Origin of the sequence: Zoogloea ramigera, assembly GCF_006539865.1 — a bacterium.
Classification (GTDB): domain Bacteria; phylum Pseudomonadota; class Gammaproteobacteria; order Burkholderiales; family Rhodocyclaceae; genus Zoogloea; species Zoogloea ramigera.
The window spans coordinates 1-16,837 of sequence record NZ_BJNV01000082.1; the positions used below are offsets into that span (position 1 = coordinate 1).

The following is a 16,837-nucleotide window of genomic DNA, read 5'->3' on the forward strand; positions in this document are numbered from 1 at the left end:
CTCGGCGGCGCTGACATTTGGCGCCACCCGGGTGACGGGTGACGGCAGTTTCACGGTGCGCGGCGCGGTGTCCCAGCTGACAGGCAAGGCGTTGCAGATCGGCGGCGCGACCACCGTCGACGCCACCGGGCAGACGGTGAGTCTGACCGAAGCGGGCAACAAATTTGACGGCCTGGTCACGGTCAAGGCCGGCCAGACGGATCTTAGCGCCAGTGACAATTTGAACGTGGCCCTCGACCAGATCGGCGCCACTACGCTCACCGCGGGCCAGGCGCTCACGCTGGCCGGCAGTGCGGCGAGCCTCGTCACCGACTCGGCGGCGCTGACGTTTGGCGTGACCCGGGTGACGGGCGATGGCAGCTTCACGGCGCGTGGCGCGGTGTCCCAGCTGGCGGGCCAGGCGCTGCAGGTCGGCGGTGCGACCACCTTCGACGCCGGCAGCCAGACGCTGACCCTGACCGAAGCAAGCAACACCTTCGGCGGCCTCGTCACGGTGAAGGCCGGTGACACGGCCCTGCGCAGCCGTGACAGCCTGAACGTTGCGCTCAGCACCGGCGCCACCACGCTCATCGCGGGCCAGGCGCTCACGCTGGGTGGCACGGCGGCGAGCCTCGTCACCGATTCGGCGGCGCTGACATTTGGCACGACCCGGGTGGTGGGCGATGGCAGCTTCACGGCGCGCGGCCCGGTGTCCCAGCTTGCCAATGGCACACTGGTAGTCGATGGCAGGACGCAGCTGGACATCACGCTGCGGTCGGTGACCAATTCCATCGTCCTGGCCAACCGCGGCAACGTTTTTGGTGGAGTGCTGGCTGGAGAGATCGACCTGGGGCCTGGGGCCGCCGACTCCAGCATCCGCAGCGAGCAGGCGATCACGCTTGGTGCGCTGGACGTCCGTGGCAAGGGCGTGCTTGAGATCGAATCCCACGCGGACATGGCCAAGATACTGGTGCCGGATGTGGCCACCGTGCTGGCGTCATCGAACGGGAAGCCGTGTGATACCTCGCAATCCTGCGTGTCGGTCCAGTTGAACGAGGGTACGCCGCAGAGGTTGTCGGTGTATGAGGCCAGCATTTCGCAGCTGGCGGGCACGCGGATTTCCACCGAGCCCGAGGCGACGCTCAGCCTCCGCGCCTCCGGCAAGGGTTCCATCGACCTGAGCGCCGAGGCCCTCGTGGAGGTCACGCCCGCTGGCGGTGTGGAGTCCAGCGTGACAGGCCCAGCCGGATTGCTGTCGGTGTATTCCAGGGCCGGGTCGGAGCAGCGTGTGCTGACCCATGCCGGCGGCACGACCAACACCATTCAGGGGCCACTCGCCGCCGTCACCCAGGCCAACACGAGTCAGGATTCGCCCGACAAGACCGTGGTCGTGGTGGCCTCCGATACGATCCGCGTGGCAGCCAAGGATGGCATCGACGGTGACACCGTGATGCTGATGGCCCGGGAGATCGCCGGGGGGGGCGGCAAGATCCAGACCCATGTGGCCGCCACCGGCATGAGGGATGGCCGCAATATCAGGACCGGGGTCGATCCGAACCCCGACCAGAACTACTCGATCCTGCCGTCGATCTTCGTGATCGCCGACGCGCCTGGTGACACCTCCGCCACCTACAGCTTCGGCTCGCTCGGTAACCCGATCTCGATGAGTTTCGGCTACGTCGGGACACCGGTGGCGAATAGCCTCCTGCAGACCATCGCCGTCGAGCCTTACCGGCGCGGCGATCCGGCCGGGGCGGTGCCCGTTTATCTGGACACCCGCGTCCAGGTCGGCGTCGATCCGAAGGGGCCGATCCGCCGCTTCCTGGTGTTCCCGGCGGGCACGCCGACCGGCTCGATCCGCATGGTGGTGGTGGATGGGGTCGAGATCCTCGATTCGTCGGCCTTCGCGTCGGTGCAGTCGGCGGTGGCCGAGCTGCTCAACCAGGTGCGCAAGGAGCAGCTCGAGAGTGGCTTCTCCAACGAGAATGTGGCGGCCCAGCTGCGCAAGGGCGTGATCACCGAGACCCGCGTCGGGCCGGCCGCCGTCGACCGCTTCCAGGGGGTGGCGCCGGCCGGCGGCTGCGTCGGCACGATGATCGGCGAGATGCTGGTCTGCGCGCCCGCTGCAGGGCCGCAGCAGCCATGACGAAGCGATCTGCCATCGGGTGTTTGCCCTGCGCTCCGGTGGGGCTACACTGGAAACGCAGGCGGAGCGGTTTCCGGCCGTCGGGCGCGTGTCGGATGTCATGGGTGGGGGCAATGTGACGATCGAAGAATGGCTGCAGCCGATTTCCAGTGACAGCCCCTGTGGCCCGAACCTGGAATACGACGCGGATTTCCTGAAGCTCGAAGAAGCCGCTCGGGCCACGCCCGACCAGGAGTTCGGCCGGGACGGCGGCGAGGCGATCCGTATCCAGGGCGCCAGCGCCGACTGGCGTGAAGTCCAGGGCCTTGCCGAGAGCCTGCTGGCGCGTAGCAAGGATCTGCGGGTGGCCGTGTATCTGTGCCGGGCGCTGCTCCACAACGAAGGCTTCGTGGGCGGCGTCAAGGGCCTGGCCCTGATCGAAGCACTGCTCGAAACCTTCTGGGATGGCCTCCACCCCGAGCTCGACGCCGACGACAACGACGACCCCACGATGCGCCTCAACGCGCTGGTGCCCCTCGGGGCGCTGGAAGCCGTGGTGGGCGACCTGCGCGCAAGCTACCTGATGCGCTCGCGGAGTCGTGGCGAGCTCAGGGTCCGCGATATCGAGATCGCGCAGGGGCGTCTGCCCGCAGGGGGCGAGGGCGCCGCCCTCACCGAGTCCCAGCTGGCCGGCCTGATCGCGGCGGCGGTCGATGAAAACCCGGGGTTGCCCCAGTGCGCGGCGGATGCGCTGGCCTGCGCCAGGCGCATCATCCGGATTCTCGGCGAGAGGGTGGGCGAGGCCTATGCGCCCGATTTCAAGCTGCTCCAGGCGGCGCTCTTCAGCGTTTCGAAAGCCTTCGGCGGTGCCGTGCCGGCGGGGGCCGGTGAGGCGCCAGGGGTGGGCGACGGCGACGTCCCGGTTGCATCCCAGGGTGGTCCGGGCAAGGCGGTGGCGGTGGCCGTGCCCGGCGAAATTCGCTCCCGTGACGATGTGCTGCAAACCTTGGGGCGTTTATGCGATTATCTTGCCGTGCACGAGCCCACCAACCCGGTTCAGCTGGTCTTGCGGCGGGCGCAGCGAATGATGAACATGTCCTTTCTGGAGCTGATGCAGGATCTCGCCCCCGACGGCCTTGTCCAGGCCGAGACGGTGGTCGGCGAGAAACTGAACAAGGACGAGGAGGAATAACGCAGGGCTTCGTTCCGGGCTCCGTGGGCCCGGAATCCAAAAACCATCGCAAGAACCATCGGTTTCTCGGAGGCTAAAATGGCAGGAAGCAGTCAGAAGTTCATCGCGCGCAACCGCGCGCCGCGGGTCCAAATCGAATACGACGTGGAGCTCTACGGGGCCGAAAAGAAAGTCCAGCTGCCCTTCGTGATGGGGGTGCTGTCCGACCTCTCCGGCAAGCCTGCCGAGGCGCCCGCCCCGGTGGCCGAGCGCAAGTTCCTTGACATCGACGTGGACAACTTCGACAGCCGCATGAAGGCGATGAAGCCCCGCGTGGCCTTCCAGGTGCCCAACACGCTCACCGGCGATGGCAACCTCAACGTCGAGCTCACCTTCGAGTCGATGGACGACTTCTCGCCCGCCGCGGTGGCGCGCAAGGTGGATGCGCTCAACAAGCTGCTCACCGCCCGCCAGCAGCTCTCCAACCTCATCACCTACATGGACGGCAAGAGCGGTGCCGAAGAACTGATCGCCAAGGTGCTCAACGACCCGGCCCTGCTGCAGTCGCTGGCCGCCGCGCCCAAGCCCCAGGACCAGGGCGGCGGCTGATCCGGCCCGAACGCCCGGTTTCTTGCAGCAAGGCAGATAGATTCCCATGCCCCGGCAGGGGTGCAAGCATGCAGCGGAGGTTGTTCGAATGGCAGACCAACAAATCCAGTCAGATGCCCTGAGCGGCCTGGCTGTCGAGGGGGGCGACTTTGCCTCCCTGCTCCAGAAAGAGTTCAAGCCCAAGTCCGAGGAAGCCCGCGACGAAGTCAGCCGGGCGGTGCAGACCCTGGCCCAGCAGGCGCTTTCCCAGACCCAGCTGATCAACGCCGACGTGCTCAAGTCGATCGAGGCGATCATCGCCGAGCTCGACCGCAAGCTCTCCGAGCAGATCAACCTGATCATCCACCACGAAGACTTCCAGAAGCTCGAGGGCGCGTGGCGTGGCCTCAGCTATCTCGTCAACAACACCGAGACCGACGAGACCCTGAAGGTCCGGGTGATGAACATCACCAAGGGCGATCTGGGCAAGACCCTCAAGCGTTTCAAGGGCACCGCCTGGGACCAGAGCCCGATCTTCAAGAAGGTCTACGAAGAAGAATACGGCCAGTTCGGCGGCGAGCCCTTCGGCTGCCTGGTGGGTGACTACTATTTCGACCACTCGCCCCAGGACGCCGAAATCCTGGGCGAGATGGCCAAGGTCTCGGCGGCGGCCCACACGCCCTTCATCTCCGGCGTGTCGCCCACGGTGATGCAGATGGATTCCTGGCAGGAGCTCGCCAACCCGCGCGACCTCACCAAGATCTTCTCGACCCCCGAATACGCCGCCTGGCGCTCCCTGCGCGAATCCGACGACGCCCGCTACCTAGGCCTGGCCATGCCGCGCTTCCTGTCGCGCTTGCCCTATGGTGCGCGCACCAGCCCGGTCGATGACTTCGATTTCGAGGAGGACACCGGCGCCGCCGACCACCGCAAGTACACCTGGGCCAACGCGGCCTATGCCATGGCGGTCAACATCAACCGTTCGTTCAAGGAGTTCGGCTGGTGCTCGCGGATCCGCGGCGTCGAGTCGGGGGGCGCAGTCGAGGGCCTGCCGGTGCATAGCTTCCCCACCGACGATGGCGGGGTCGACATGAAATGCCCCACCGAGATCGCCATCAGCGACCGCCGCGAGGCCGAGCTCGCCAAGAGCGGCTTCATGCCCCTGATCCACCGCAAGAACTCCGACTTCGCCGCCTTCATCGGCGCCCAGTCGCTGCAGAAGCCCGCCGAATACGACGACCCGGACGCCACCGCCAACGCCAACCTGGCGGCGCGCCTGCCTTATCTGTTTGCCTGCTGCCGGTTTGCCCACTATCTCAAATGCATCGTCAGGGACAAGATCGGCTCCTTCAAGGAGCGCGGTGACATGGAGCGCTGGCTGCAGAACTGGATCATGAACTACGTGGACGGCGACCCGGCCCACTCCACCGAGCAGACCAAGGCCCGCCGGCCGCTGGCCGCCGCCGAGGTGGTGGTCGAGGAGGTCGAGGGCAACCCGGGCTACTACAGCTCCAAGTTCTTCCTGCGGCCCCACTACCAGCTCGAAGGCCTGACGGTGTCCCTGCGTCTCGTCTCCAAGCTGCCCACCCAGAAGAGCGCCTGATTCAGGCCCCTTGTGGCCGCCTCGCCACTTCTCGGGTTTGGGGCGCGGCGGCCTGCAGTGTTCATGTCCGACCCGAGTCGCGGGCGGCCTCCGAGCGAGGCGATCGCGGTGTGAGCGGTGGTGCGGCCTCGTGCACGGTGCGCGGGCTGCCAATTCAATATGTTGTCCAAACGCTAGGAGACCAAAATGGCCGTCGACATGTTCATGAAGATCAAGACGATCACCGGTGAGTCGGTTGACAAGAAACACAAGGACGAGATCGATGTGCTGGCCTGGAGCTGGGGCATGTCGCAGAGCGGCACCACCCACATGGGCCCCGGTGGCGGGAGCGGCAAGGTCAACGTGCAGGATCTCTCCTTCACCAAGTACGTGGACGGGTCGAGCAACGCCCTGATCCTTGGCTGCTGTACCGGCGAGCACTACGACGAAGCCGTGCTCACCGTGCGCAAGGCCGGCAAGGATCCGCTCGAATACATCAAGATCACGATGAAGGAAGTGCTTGTGACCGCGGTGAGCGTGGGTGGCAGCGGCGGTGAAGACCGGCTCACCGAGAACGTGACGCTCAACTTTGCCGAGTTCAAGTTCGAGTACCAGCCGCAGAGCGCCAAGGGCGGCAAGGAAGGTGGCGCAAAGATCGCGGCCTGGGACATCTCCGGCAACGCCGCGGCCTGAGCCTTTGCCTGGGCGCGTCCCGGGCGGCCTGCCCGCGACGCGCCCAGCTGTTCCACGGTTTCTCCGGCGCGCTTCGGCGCCCGGGTGAGCCGCTGCACGCATCCCAACCAGTGCTGGCGGCCCCCGCAGCCCGGCTTATCGAAAGGCTCGCGTCATGGCTTTGCGCGACATGTTTCTGAAGATAGACGGCACCAAGCAGGGGCCGATCAAGGGTGAGTCCGTCGACGCACGCCACGCGGGCGAGATCGACGTCATCTCCTGGTCGTGGGGGATGGACAGCCCCTCCGATGCCTTCGGCAACGCCACGGCCCGTACCAGCTTCGACCAGCTGCGCATCGTCAAGGGCGTCGACAGCGCCAGCACCGCGCTGATGTCGGCGCTGCGTAACAACGAACTCGTCAAGAAGGCGGTGCTCACCGTCAGGAAGGCCGGCGGCCCCGACGCGCTGGATTACTTCATGATCACCATCGAGAAGGCGCGCCTGACCCATCATCAGGTGAGCGGTGGCGCGGGGGCGGATTCGTCCGTGCTCACCGAAGAGTTCGCCTTCAGCTTCCAGAAGGTCAAGGTGGAATACGTCCCCCAGGGCAAGACCGGCGGCGGGCGTGGCACCCTCACCTTCGAGACCGAAATCAACACCAACGCATAGGCTGAACCAGCCCGGGGCCGACGCCATGAACCCAGTCCAAGCTGCAGAACGTGCCATCCGGGAGGGGAGCGTCGATGAAGCCCTCCAGCTCCTCCAGAGCGCCGTGCGCGCCAGCCCCGGCGACGCGGCGCTGCGCATCTTCCTCTTTCAGCTGCTGGCCGTGCAGGGGCAGTGGGAGCGCTCCCTCAACCAGCTCAACGTGGCCGCCGAACTCGACGCGTCGGCCCTGGCGATGGCCCAGATGTACCGGGAAACCCTCCACTGCGAGGCACTGCGGGCCGACGTGTTCGCCGGGCGGCGCTCGCCGGTCATCTTCGGCCAGCCCGACGACTGGCTGGCGCTGCTCATCGAATCGCTGCTGACCGCCGGGCAGGGCCGCCCCGATGCCGCCGAAGCCCTGCGCCAGCGCGCCTTCGAGGCCGCCCCTTCGAGCGCCGGCAGCATCGACGGCCAGGCCTTCAGCTGGATCGCCGATGCCGACATGCGGCTCGGGCCGGTGTGCGAGGCGGTCATCAATGGGCGCTACTACTGGCTGCCCTTTGCCCGCCTCAGCCGCGTCGTCATCGACAAGCCCGAAGACCTGCGGGACACCGTCTGGATGCCGGCCCATTTCATGTTCACCAACGGCGGCGAGAGCGTCGGCGTGATCCCGACCCGCTACGTGGGCTCCGAGCAGCATCCCGACCCGCTGGTCCGGCTGTCCCGCCGCACCGAGTGGGTCGAGGCGCCGGCGGGGGTGTTCAGCGGCCTGGGGCAGCGGGTGCTGGCCACCGACGTGGGCGAGTTTCCGCTGATGGACGTGCGCGAGATCCTCATCGCCCCGGCGGCCGACAGCGGGGAGTGACGCGTGGCCGACCCGAGCTCGACCGAACGCCTGCAGCCCTCGCTGCTCGACCGCCTCACCGACGACGCCCCCACGGTGCTCACCGAGCCCCGCGAGGCCCGCGTCCTCACCAAGGGCCAGCTGCGCACCGCCGTGCTGCGTGACCTCGCCGCGCTGATGAACGCCATCTGCCTGGGGGCCGGTGACGACCTGTCGGCCTACCCCGAGGTGGAGCGCTCGGTGCTCAACTACGGCATGCCGGCCTTCGCCGGCGAAACCGCCTCCACCCTCGACGTGCACGACCTCGAAGAGGGCATCCGCAGCGCCATCCTGCGCTTCGAGCCGCGCGTCCTGCCCAACAGCCTGCTGGTCGAGGCGATGGCCACCGACAACGGGCTCGGCTGGCACAACGTGGTGAGCGTGCGCATCTCGGCCCAGGTGTGGGCCCAGCCGGTGCCCCTCGAGCTCTTGCTGCGCACCGAGGTCGACCTCGAAACCGGTCAGGTCGCCTTGGCCGAACTCGCCGCCTGAGCGCCCCGCCATGGACCCGCGCCTGCTACGTCACTACAACCAGGAGCTCCTCCACCTCCGCGAGATGGGGGCCGAGTTCGCCCAGGCCTTCCCCAAGATCGCCGGGCGCCTGGGCATGGAAGGCATCGAGGTGCACGACCCGTATGTCGAGCGCCTGCTCGAGGGGGTGGCCTTTCTGGCCGCGCGCATCCAGCTCAAGCTCGACGCCGAGTTCCCGCGCTTCTCCCAGCGCCTGCTGGAGATGCTCTACCCCCACTACATGGCGCCGACGCCGGCCATGCTGGTGGCCCAGTTCCAGCCCGTGCTGGCCGACGCCAACCTGGCCGCCGGCTGCCCCGTGCCCCGCGGCACCGCCATCCGCAGCCTGCCGGGCAAGGGCGACACCGCGGCCTGCGAGTTCCGCACCGCGCGGGCGCTCACCCTGTGGCCGGTGGAGGTCGTCGAGGCCGGCTATTTCTCGTTTGCGTCCGATCTGCCCCTGGCCGGGCTGCCTCTGGGTGGGGCCTGCAAGGGCGGCGTGCGGATCCGCCTGCGCAGCAGCGCCGGCCTCAGCTTTGCGCAGACCGGCATCGACGCCCTGTGCTTCCACCTCGGCGGCGCCGATGAGGTCGCCTACAAGCTCTTCGAACTGATCGGCGCCTCGGCCCTCGGTGTGCTGCATGCCGCCGGCGAGCGCGGCAAGGCCAGCTTCCGCTTCATCCCGCGCGAGCACATCGGCCTGCCGGCCTTCGACGACGCCGAGGCGCTGCTGCCGGTGAGCGCCCGCAACTTCGGCGGCTACCGCCTGCTGCAAGAGTATTTCTCGTTTCCCCAGCGCTACCTCTTCGTCGAGATCGGCGGGCTGGCCGAGGCGGTGGCGGCCAACCCCGGCACCGAGATGGAGCTGGTGATCCTGTTCGGGCGCGGCGACGCGGCCCTCGAGCCGGTGGTCGGCGCGGCCGACTTCCTGCTCAACTGCACGCCGGCGATCAACCTCTTCGAGAAGCGCATAGACCGCATCCAGGTTGCCGACAGCGCCCACGAGTTCCACGTGGTGCCCGACCGCACCCGGCCGATGGATTTCGAGATCTACGACCTCTGCGAAGTCACCGGCTACGGCACCGGCGTGCAGAGCGAGCAATCCTTCCAGCCCTTCTACGCCGACCACTACGCCGCTGACCCGCCGCCCCACGGCTTCTACGCCCTGCGCCGCGAGCCGCGGCTGCATTCCGAGCGACAGCAGCGCAGCGGCCCGCGCACCGGCTACATCGGCAGCGAAGTCTTCCTGTCCCTCGTCGACCCCCGCGAGGCACCCTATCGCAGCGACCTGCGCCAGCTCTCGGTGCTGGCCCGGTGCACCAACCGCGACCTGCCGATCATCATGCCGGCCGGCTTCGGGCGCAGCGATTTCGTGATGGAGGCCGCCGCCCCCGTCGAGGCGATCCGCTGCGTTCGGCGCCCGTCGCGGCCCTGGTCGGCGGTGGCCGAGGGCGCCCAGGCCTGGAAGTTCATCAGCCAGCTCTCGCTCAACTACCTGTCGCTCCTCGATACCAACGAGCGCGAAGGCGCCGCCGCGCTGCGCGAGCTGCTCGGCCTCTACGCCACCACCGCCGAGGTGGGCATGACCCGGCAAGTCGAGGGCCTGCGTTCGGTGCGCTGCGAGGCAGTGATCAGCCGCCTGCCGATGCCCGGCCCGCTGTGCTTCGGGCGCGGCCTCGAGATCACCCTCGAATTCGACGAGCTGCTCTTCGAAGGCGGCAGCGCCTTTCTCATGGGCTGCGTGCTGGAGCGCTTCCTGGCCCGGCACGTGAGCATCAACAGCTTCACGGAGACGGTGCTGCGCTCCGTCACGCGGGGCGAAATCATCCACTGGCCGGCACGATGCGGACTCCGACCGATCCTGTAGGGCCCGAGCTCGCGGCACTGCTCGCCACCATCGCGCGGGAGCCGTGGGCGTGGGATTTCCACCAGGCCCTGCGCCGCATCGAATGCTCCGCCCCCGCCGCGCCGCGCTTCGGCACCGCGCTGCGCCCCGCTGAAGAGCCGCTGCGCCTTGGCCAGGATGTCTCGCTGGGCTTCGCGCCGGCCACCCTGTCGGGGCTCAAGCCCGGCCAGGCCGGCCGTCCGCCGCGGCTTGAGGTGCGTTTCTTCGGCCTCTTCGGGCCCAACGGCCCGCTGCCGCTGCACCTCACCGAATACGCCTACGGGCGCCAGCTGCAGGCCGGCGACCCGAGCTTCGCGCGCTTCGCCGACATCATCCACCACCGCTTCCTGAGCCTCTTCCACCGCGCCTGGGCCCAGGCCCAGCCCTGCGCCAGCCTCGACCGCCCCGGCGACGACAGCTTCGGCCGCTACGTGGGCGCGCTGGCCGGCATCGGCCTGCCCGGCCTGCGCGGGCGCGACGCGCTGCCCGACTTTGCCAAGCTCCATCACGCGGGTCTCCTCAACCGACAGGTGCGCAACGCCGAAGGCCTCGGCCAACTCGTCGGCGGCTTCTTCCGGGTGCCGGTGAGTGTCGAGCAGTTCGTCGGGCACTGGATGGCGGTGCGCCCGCGCGACCACGCCCGCCTCGGCCGGGCCGGCAACGTGCTCGGCCGCAGCGCCCTGGTGGGCCGGCGGGTGTGGGACCGCCAGCACAAGTTCCGCCTGTGCCTGGGGCCCCTCGACCTGGCCCAATACACCCAGCTCCTGCCCGGCGGGCGCGGCATCGCCCAACTGCAGGCCTGCGTGCGCAATTACGCCGGGCTCGAATACAGCTGGGACGCCCGCCTCGTGCTGCACGGCCAAGCGGTGCCGCCGCTGCGCCTCGGCCAGGGCGGACGGCTCGGCTACACCAGCTGGCTGGGGCGCCGCCAGGGCGCAGCGCCCGCCACCGACCTGGTGCTCGACGTGGACCGCGCCCTGCGCCGGGCCGCCAGCGCCCATCCCTCCGAAACTTCCAGGTGACACGATCATGAGCGAGATCAGCCGCGTCGCACTCTTCGGCAAACTCAACAGCCTCGGCTACAAGGCCATCGAAGGCGCCACGGTGTTCTGCAAGCTGCGCGGCAACCCGTACGTCGAGCTGGTTCACTGGGTCCAGCAGATCCTGCAGACACCCGATTCCGACCTGCACCGCATCGTCCGCCATTTCGAGCTCGACGCCGGCCGGCTGGCTGGCGACGTCACCAACGCCCTCGACCGCCTGCCGCGGGGCGCCACCTCCATCTCGGACCTGTCCGACCACGTCGAGCACGCCGTCGAGCGGGGCTGGGTGTACGGCTCGCTGATGTTCCGCGAGAGCCAGGTGCGCACCGGCCACCTGCTCATCGGCATGCTCAAGACGCCCAGCCTGCGGGGCGCGCTGATGGCCATCTCGCGGGAGTTCGAGCGCATCCGCGGCGACACCCTCACCGACGAGTTCGCGAAGATCGTGGCCGGCTCGCCCGAAGAGTTCCTGTCCGCCGCCGACGGCTCGGCGGCCCAGCCCGGCGAGGCCAGCGGCGCCATCCCGCCGGCCCAGCTGGGCAAGCAGGAAGCCCTCAAGCGCTTCACCACCGACCTCACCGAGCAAGCCCGCTCCGGCAAGATGGACCCGATCGTCGGCCGCGACGAGGAGATTCGCCAGGTGGTCGACATCCTCATGCGGCGGCGCCAGAACAACCCCATCCTGATCGGCGAGGCCGGCGTGGGCAAGACCGCGGTGGTCGAGGGCTTCGCCCAGCGCATCGCCCGCGGCGACGTGCCGCCCAGCCTCAAGGACGTCGAGCTGCGCACGCTGGATGTCGGCCTGCTGCAGGCCGGGGCCAGCATGAAGGGCGAGTTCGAGCAGCGCCTGCGCTCGGTGATCGACGAAGTCCAGGCCAGCCCCAAGCCGATCATCCTGTTCATCGACGAAACCCACACCCTGGTCGGGGCCGGCGGCGCGGCGGGCACCGGCGATGCTGCCAACCTGCTCAAGCCGGCGCTGGCCCGGGGCACCCTGCGCACCATCGGCGCCACCACCTTCGCCGAGTACAAAAAGTACATCGAGAAAGACCCGGCCCTGACCCGGCGCTTCCAGTCGATCCAGGTTGAAGAGCCCAGCGAGGCGCGGGCCCTCCTGATGATGCGCGGCGTCGCCAGCACCCTGGAAACCCACCACAAGGTGCAGATCCTCGACGAGGCCCTCGACGCCGCGGTGCGCTTGTCCCACCGCTACATCCCGGCCCGCCAGCTGCCCGACAAGGCGGTCAGCCTGCTCGACACCGCCAGCGCCCGGGTGGCGGTCAGCCTGCACGCCACGCCGGCCGAGGTGGACGACTGCCGCAAGCGCATCACCGCCCTCGAAACCGAGCGCGAGATCATCACCCGCGAGAAGGACATCGGCCTCGACGTGGCCGAACGCGAGGCCGCCGCCGACGCCGCGCTGGCCGCCGAGCAGGCCCGCCTCGCCGAGCTCGAAGCCCGTTGGGACCACGAAAAGTCGCTGGTGGACGAACTCCTCGCCCTGCGCGGCAAGCTGCGCGGCAGCAGTCAGCCGCAGCCGGCCGACTCCGCCGATGCGGCCCTTGCCGCCGACGCGCCGGCCCCGCCGGAAACCGCTCCCGAAGCCGCGCCCGAAACACCTCCAGCTGCCGAAAGCCCGGCGCCCGCTGCCCCCGCCGAGCCGCCTCCCGACCGCGACACCCTGCTGGCCCGCCTCCACGACGTGCAGGCGCAGCTCGTCGTGCTGCAGGGCGAGCACCCCTTGATCCTCCCCACCGTCGACCTCCAGGCCGTGGCCAGCGTGGTGGCCGACTGGACCGGCATCCCGGTCGGCCGCATGGCCCGCAACGAGATCGAGACGGTGCTCAAGCTGCCGGCCATCCTCGGCCAGCGCATCATCGGGCAGGACCACGCAATGGCGATGATCGCCCGCCGCATCCAGACCTCCCGCGCCGGCCTCGACAACCCCAACAAGCCGATCGGTGTGTTCATGCTGGCCGGCACCTCCGGCGTCGGCAAGACCGAGACCGCGCTGGCCCTGGCCGAGGCGCTCTATGGCGGTGAGCAGAACGTCATCACCATCAACATGAGTGAATACCAGGAGGCCCACACCGTCTCCACCCTCAAGGGCGCCCCGCCGGGCTACGTGGGCTATGGCGAGGGCGGCGTGCTCACCGAGGCCGTGCGGCGGCGGCCCTACAGCGTGGTGTTGCTCGACGAGGTCGAAAAGGCCCACCCGGACGTGCACGAGATCTTCTTCCAGGTCTTCGACAAGGGCTGGATGGAGGACGGCGAGGGGCGGGTCATCAACTTCAAGAACACCCTGATCCTGCTCACCACCAACGCCGGCTCCGAGCTCATCACCAAGCTGTGCAAAGACCCCGACCTCATGCCCGACGCCGAGGGCATGGCCACCGCGCTGCGCGAGCCGCTGCTCAAGGTCTTCCCGCCGGCGCTGCTGGGCCGCCTGGTCGTCATCCCCTACTACCCGCTCAACGACGAGATGATCGGCGCCATCGCCCGGCTGCAGCTCGGCCGCATCCAGCGGCGCATCCACGACAACCACAAGGTGCCCTTCACCTACGACGACGCAGTGGTGAAGCTCATCGCCAGCCGCTGCACCGAGCTCGAGAGCGGCGGCCGCATGATCGACGCGATCCTCACCAACACCATGCTGCCGCGCATCAGCGAGGAGTTCCTGCGCCGGATGCTCGAAGGCCAGCCGATCGAGCGGGTGCATGTGGGCGTGGAGGCCAACGACTTCCAGTACGGATTCGATTGAAGAGGGATGCCCGTGCCGGTTTCGACCCGATTTTCCGACGAATACCAGAAGGCCGCCGATGCCCTCGGCAAGGCCCAGCCTCCCCAGCCCTGGCGGGGCACGCTTGCCAGCCTGGCGGCCCTGGTGGCCGCTGAGGGGCCCCACGCCAGCCACGCGGACGCCCTGACGGCGCTGCGCAGGCAGGTCCGGGGCAAGCCGGGCGCCGGTGGTGGCGCAGCGGGCAGCGCGCACACCGAGGCCGACGCCCTGCTCGAGGCGGCGGGCGCCTCCCCGCGGTCGTCCGGCCCCGGCACGGCGTTCGGGCTGGCGGCCGCCCTCAAGCTGCTGCGGCACCTTTACCTCGCCCGCCAGCGTGGCAGCCACAAGGTGTGGGTCCTGTCCTTGCCGGTTTCGTTCACCGACTGGCCCTCGGCCGAGCTGGCTGCGGCGTCGGCGGCCGAGCTGCGTCAGAAGCTGGCGGCGCCCGGCGAGCGCTTCAGCCTCGAAGACCGCAAGCACCTCTCCGATTGCACCCAGGAGGCGATGAGGTGGTGCATGAAGACGCTGATCCTGCTGGCCGACGCCCAGGGGCCCGCCGAGCGCGGCCGGGCGGCCGCGCGGGCGGTGGTCTCCCGCTGGTTCGCCGATGCCGACACCGATGAGGCGGGGCTCGACACCCTCATCGGAACCCTGCAGCCCGGCTTCAAGAAGATCCTCGGCGTGCTGGGCTCCGGGCGCCTCGTCCTCACCGATCACCCGCAGGCCCGCGGCAGCACGCTGGCCGACAGCGAGGCCTTCGTCTTCACCCAGCGCGAGCCGCTCGATGTGGTCTATGTCGAAGGCGCCTTCTTCGGTTCCGGCAATCTCCTGAAGGGCCTCAAGAACTGGACGAGGATCCTGGTTCACGAGCTGAGCCACCGCGAACAGAAGACCGTCGACAAGTTCTACGCCTGGCAGGGCATCAAGCCGGTGGTGGGCGGTTTTCCGTCGGCGGATGCCATCGTCAATGCCGAGAGCTGGGCGTTCTTCTGTGCCGACGCGGCCGGCGCCCTCACCGACGGCGACCGTCAGAGCGCCCTGCAATGATGTTCCCCCGTCGGCGCAGGCCGCGCTTGCCGATGCTGTTCTGCGCCTTTCTGCCCCTGCTCGCCTGCGCCCAGCCGGCGGGCCCGCTCCCCAGTACGCCCCGGAGTACGTCCATGATCCATGCCAGCCGTGCGGCCCCGCCGCGTTTGCCGCCCGTCGAGATCGACGGTGTCCGTTACGAGCAGGTCCTCAACGGCCGCAAGCTCGGCCTGCCGCGCAACGGCGGCTACCTGGCGGCCGTGGAGGTGGCCACCGGAGGGCGGCGGTGGGTCGTGAGCGTTTACGATGTGCCCATCGACCCGCAGATCGAAGGCGATGTCCAGGAGGTGTATTTCTCGCGCATGGAGCGTGTGGCCGGACGCGGCGCGCTGCTGATCGAGAACGAGCGTGGCGAGCGCTTCATCGTCGACCTCGCCGGCCCAGCGGTCCAGCCCGCACCATGACGGCGCCCTCCGATCGCCGCGACGCAGCGTCCACTTCGGCGCCTCCGCCCCCCGCCGCCACCGAGCTGAGCCTCGACGAGGCCGTCCGCTACGCCATCGGCCTGCAGCGCAGCCGCCAGCTCGACGCTGCCGAAACGCTCTACAGGCGGGTCCTTCAGAGCGCGCCCGAGCACCCTGATGCCCTGCATTACCTCGGCCTGCTGACCTTCCAGCGCGGCCGCGCCGACGAAGCCGTGGCGCTGCTCGAGCGCGCGGCCGCCCGAGTGCCCGATTACCCCGACTTCCACAGCAACCTGGGCAATGTGTTCACGGCCCTCGGCCGCGTCGCGGAGGCCGCCGACAGCTATGCCCGGGCGCTGGCGCTCGACCCGCAGCGGGCCGATTTCCACAACAACCTTGGCGTGCTGCTGCGGGTCACCGGCAACCCGCTCGAGGCCGAAGCCGAGTTCCTCCGCGCCACCGAGCTCGACCCGGCGCACTTCCGCGCCTACAACAACCTGGGCATGCTCCACGCCGCCCAGGGCAACATCGAGGCGGCGGTGCAGAACTACTGCCGCTCGATCACCCTGATGCCCAGCCACCCGGACGGCCACAAGTTGCTCGGTCTGGCCTACTACGCCACCGGCCAGCTCAAAGAGGCCGCCGAGGTCTTCCGCCAATGGCTTGCGGAGCAGCCCGACGACCCCGTCGCCCGCCACATGCTGGCCGCCTGCTCCGGCGAGGGCGTGCCCGAGCGGGCCGACGACGCCTTCATCGTCGAGACCTTCGACCGCTTCGCCGACAGCTTCGAGGAGCAGCTCCAGCAGCGCCTGGCCTACAAGGCGCCCCAGCTGGTCACCGACGCGCTGGGCCGCCACCTGCCGCCGCCGGCCGCGCAGCTCCACATCCTCGACGCAGGCTGCGGCACCGGCCTGTGCGGGCCGCTGGTCAAGCCCCACGCGGCCCGCCTCACCGGGGTCGATCTATCCGTGGGCATGCTCCAGAAGGCCGAAGGCAAGGGCTGCTACGACCAGCTCTACCGCATCGAGCTGGGCGCCTTTCTCGCCATGCCCGACGAGGCCGCCGCCTGGGACGTTATCCTCTCGGCCGACACCCTGTGCTATTTCGGCCCCCTCGAAGCCGTCGCCGCCGGCGCCCGACGGGCCTTGCGGCCGGGCGGCCTGTTCGGCTTCTCGGTGGAGGACGCCGGCGACCGCGCGCCGGACGGCCACCTGCTCAACCCCAACGGGCGCTATGCCCACTCGGCGGCCTACGTACAGCGTTGCCTGGAGGGCGCCGGCTTTACGGTGCTCGGGCTCGACCCGGCGGTGCTGCGCACCGAAGGGGGCAAGCCCGTGCATGGCCTGATCGTCGTCGCCCGGGCCGCCTGACGCAGCCGCGCCCGGGCTGCTTGGTGTATGATGAAAAAATAACGCACCGAGGTCGGAGGCTGCCATGATCCCGTTGAAAGTCGTCAGGCTGGTGAAGCTTGTCACGCCGCT

The 16,837-nt window shown here is 69.1% G+C and carries 14 protein-coding genes; all 14 read left to right on the forward strand.

Annotated elements, in window-relative coordinates; genetic code table 11:
- A partial coding sequence (locus tag ZRA01_RS21300; protein WP_218028747.1) for a hypothetical protein occupies positions 1-2,125 on the forward strand: 2,125 nt, incomplete at its 5' end.
- 115 nt (positions 2,126-2,240) lie between these two features.
- On the forward strand, positions 2,241-3,296 hold the full coding sequence (tssA, locus tag ZRA01_RS17605; RefSeq protein ID WP_170183016.1) for a type VI secretion system protein TssA: 1,056 nt from the start codon (positions 2,241-2,243) through the stop codon (positions 3,294-3,296).
- Positions 3,297-3,374: 78 nt separating this feature from the next.
- Complete coding sequence (tssB, locus tag ZRA01_RS17610) at positions 3,375-3,884, forward strand: type VI secretion system contractile sheath small subunit (protein ID WP_141354645.1); 510 nt, start codon at positions 3,375-3,377, stop codon at positions 3,882-3,884.
- An 88-nt stretch (positions 3,885-3,972) separates the two neighbouring features.
- Positions 3,973-5,466, forward strand: a complete 1,494-nt coding sequence (gene tssC, locus ZRA01_RS17615; protein ID WP_141354647.1) for a type VI secretion system contractile sheath large subunit — start codon at positions 3,973-3,975, stop codon at positions 5,464-5,466.
- A 186-nt stretch (positions 5,467-5,652) separates the two neighbouring features.
- Positions 5,653-6,138, forward strand: coding sequence for an Hcp family type VI secretion system effector (locus ZRA01_RS17620; protein ID WP_141354649.1), 486 nt, complete (start codon positions 5,653-5,655; stop codon positions 6,136-6,138).
- Between the two features lie 154 nt (positions 6,139-6,292).
- On the forward strand, positions 6,293-6,787 hold the full coding sequence (locus tag ZRA01_RS17625) for an Hcp family type VI secretion system effector (protein ID WP_141354651.1): 495 nt from the start codon (positions 6,293-6,295) through the stop codon (positions 6,785-6,787).
- Between the two features lie 25 nt (positions 6,788-6,812).
- Positions 6,813-7,631 (forward strand): type VI secretion system accessory protein TagJ, encoded by an 819-nt coding sequence (locus ZRA01_RS17630; protein ID WP_141354653.1) that lies wholly within the window; start codon positions 6,813-6,815, stop codon positions 7,629-7,631.
- A 3-nt stretch (positions 7,632-7,634) separates the two neighbouring features.
- Positions 7,635-8,141, forward strand: coding sequence for a type VI secretion system baseplate subunit TssE (gene tssE, locus ZRA01_RS17635; RefSeq protein WP_246093732.1), 507 nt, complete (start codon positions 7,635-7,637; stop codon positions 8,139-8,141).
- Positions 8,142-8,151: 10 nt separating this feature from the next.
- Positions 8,152-10,026: a type VI secretion system baseplate subunit TssF gene (tssF, locus tag ZRA01_RS17640; protein ID WP_141354655.1), complete on the forward strand. Its 1,875-nt coding sequence runs from the start codon at positions 8,152-8,154 to the stop codon at positions 10,024-10,026.
- The gene (gene tssG, locus ZRA01_RS17645) at positions 10,002-11,066 is read left to right on the forward strand and encodes a type VI secretion system baseplate subunit TssG (RefSeq protein ID WP_141354657.1); all 1,065 of its coding nucleotides are present in this window, start codon (positions 10,002-10,004) and stop codon (positions 11,064-11,066) included. Before tssF ends, tssG begins: the two co-directional genes overlap by 25 nt.
- Positions 11,067-11,073: 7 nt before the next feature.
- A complete protein-coding gene (gene tssH, locus ZRA01_RS17650; protein WP_141354659.1) occupies positions 11,074-13,848 on the forward strand; it encodes a type VI secretion system ATPase TssH in 2,775 nt (924 codons plus the stop codon).
- 12 nt (positions 13,849-13,860) lie between these two features.
- On the forward strand, positions 13,861-14,913 hold the full coding sequence (locus ZRA01_RS17655) for a M35 family metallo-endopeptidase (protein WP_170183017.1): 1,053 nt from the start codon (positions 13,861-13,863) through the stop codon (positions 14,911-14,913).
- A 113-nt stretch (positions 14,914-15,026) separates the two neighbouring features.
- Positions 15,027-15,356, forward strand: coding sequence for a hypothetical protein (locus ZRA01_RS17660; protein ID WP_141354663.1), 330 nt, complete (start codon positions 15,027-15,029; stop codon positions 15,354-15,356).
- Entirely contained in the window at positions 15,353-16,726 is a 1,374-nt protein-coding gene (locus ZRA01_RS17665) for a tetratricopeptide repeat protein (protein ID WP_141354666.1), read from the forward strand. The genes ZRA01_RS17660 and ZRA01_RS17665 overlap by 4 nt, the downstream gene beginning before the upstream one ends.
- Positions 16,727-16,837: the final 111 nt, after the last annotated feature.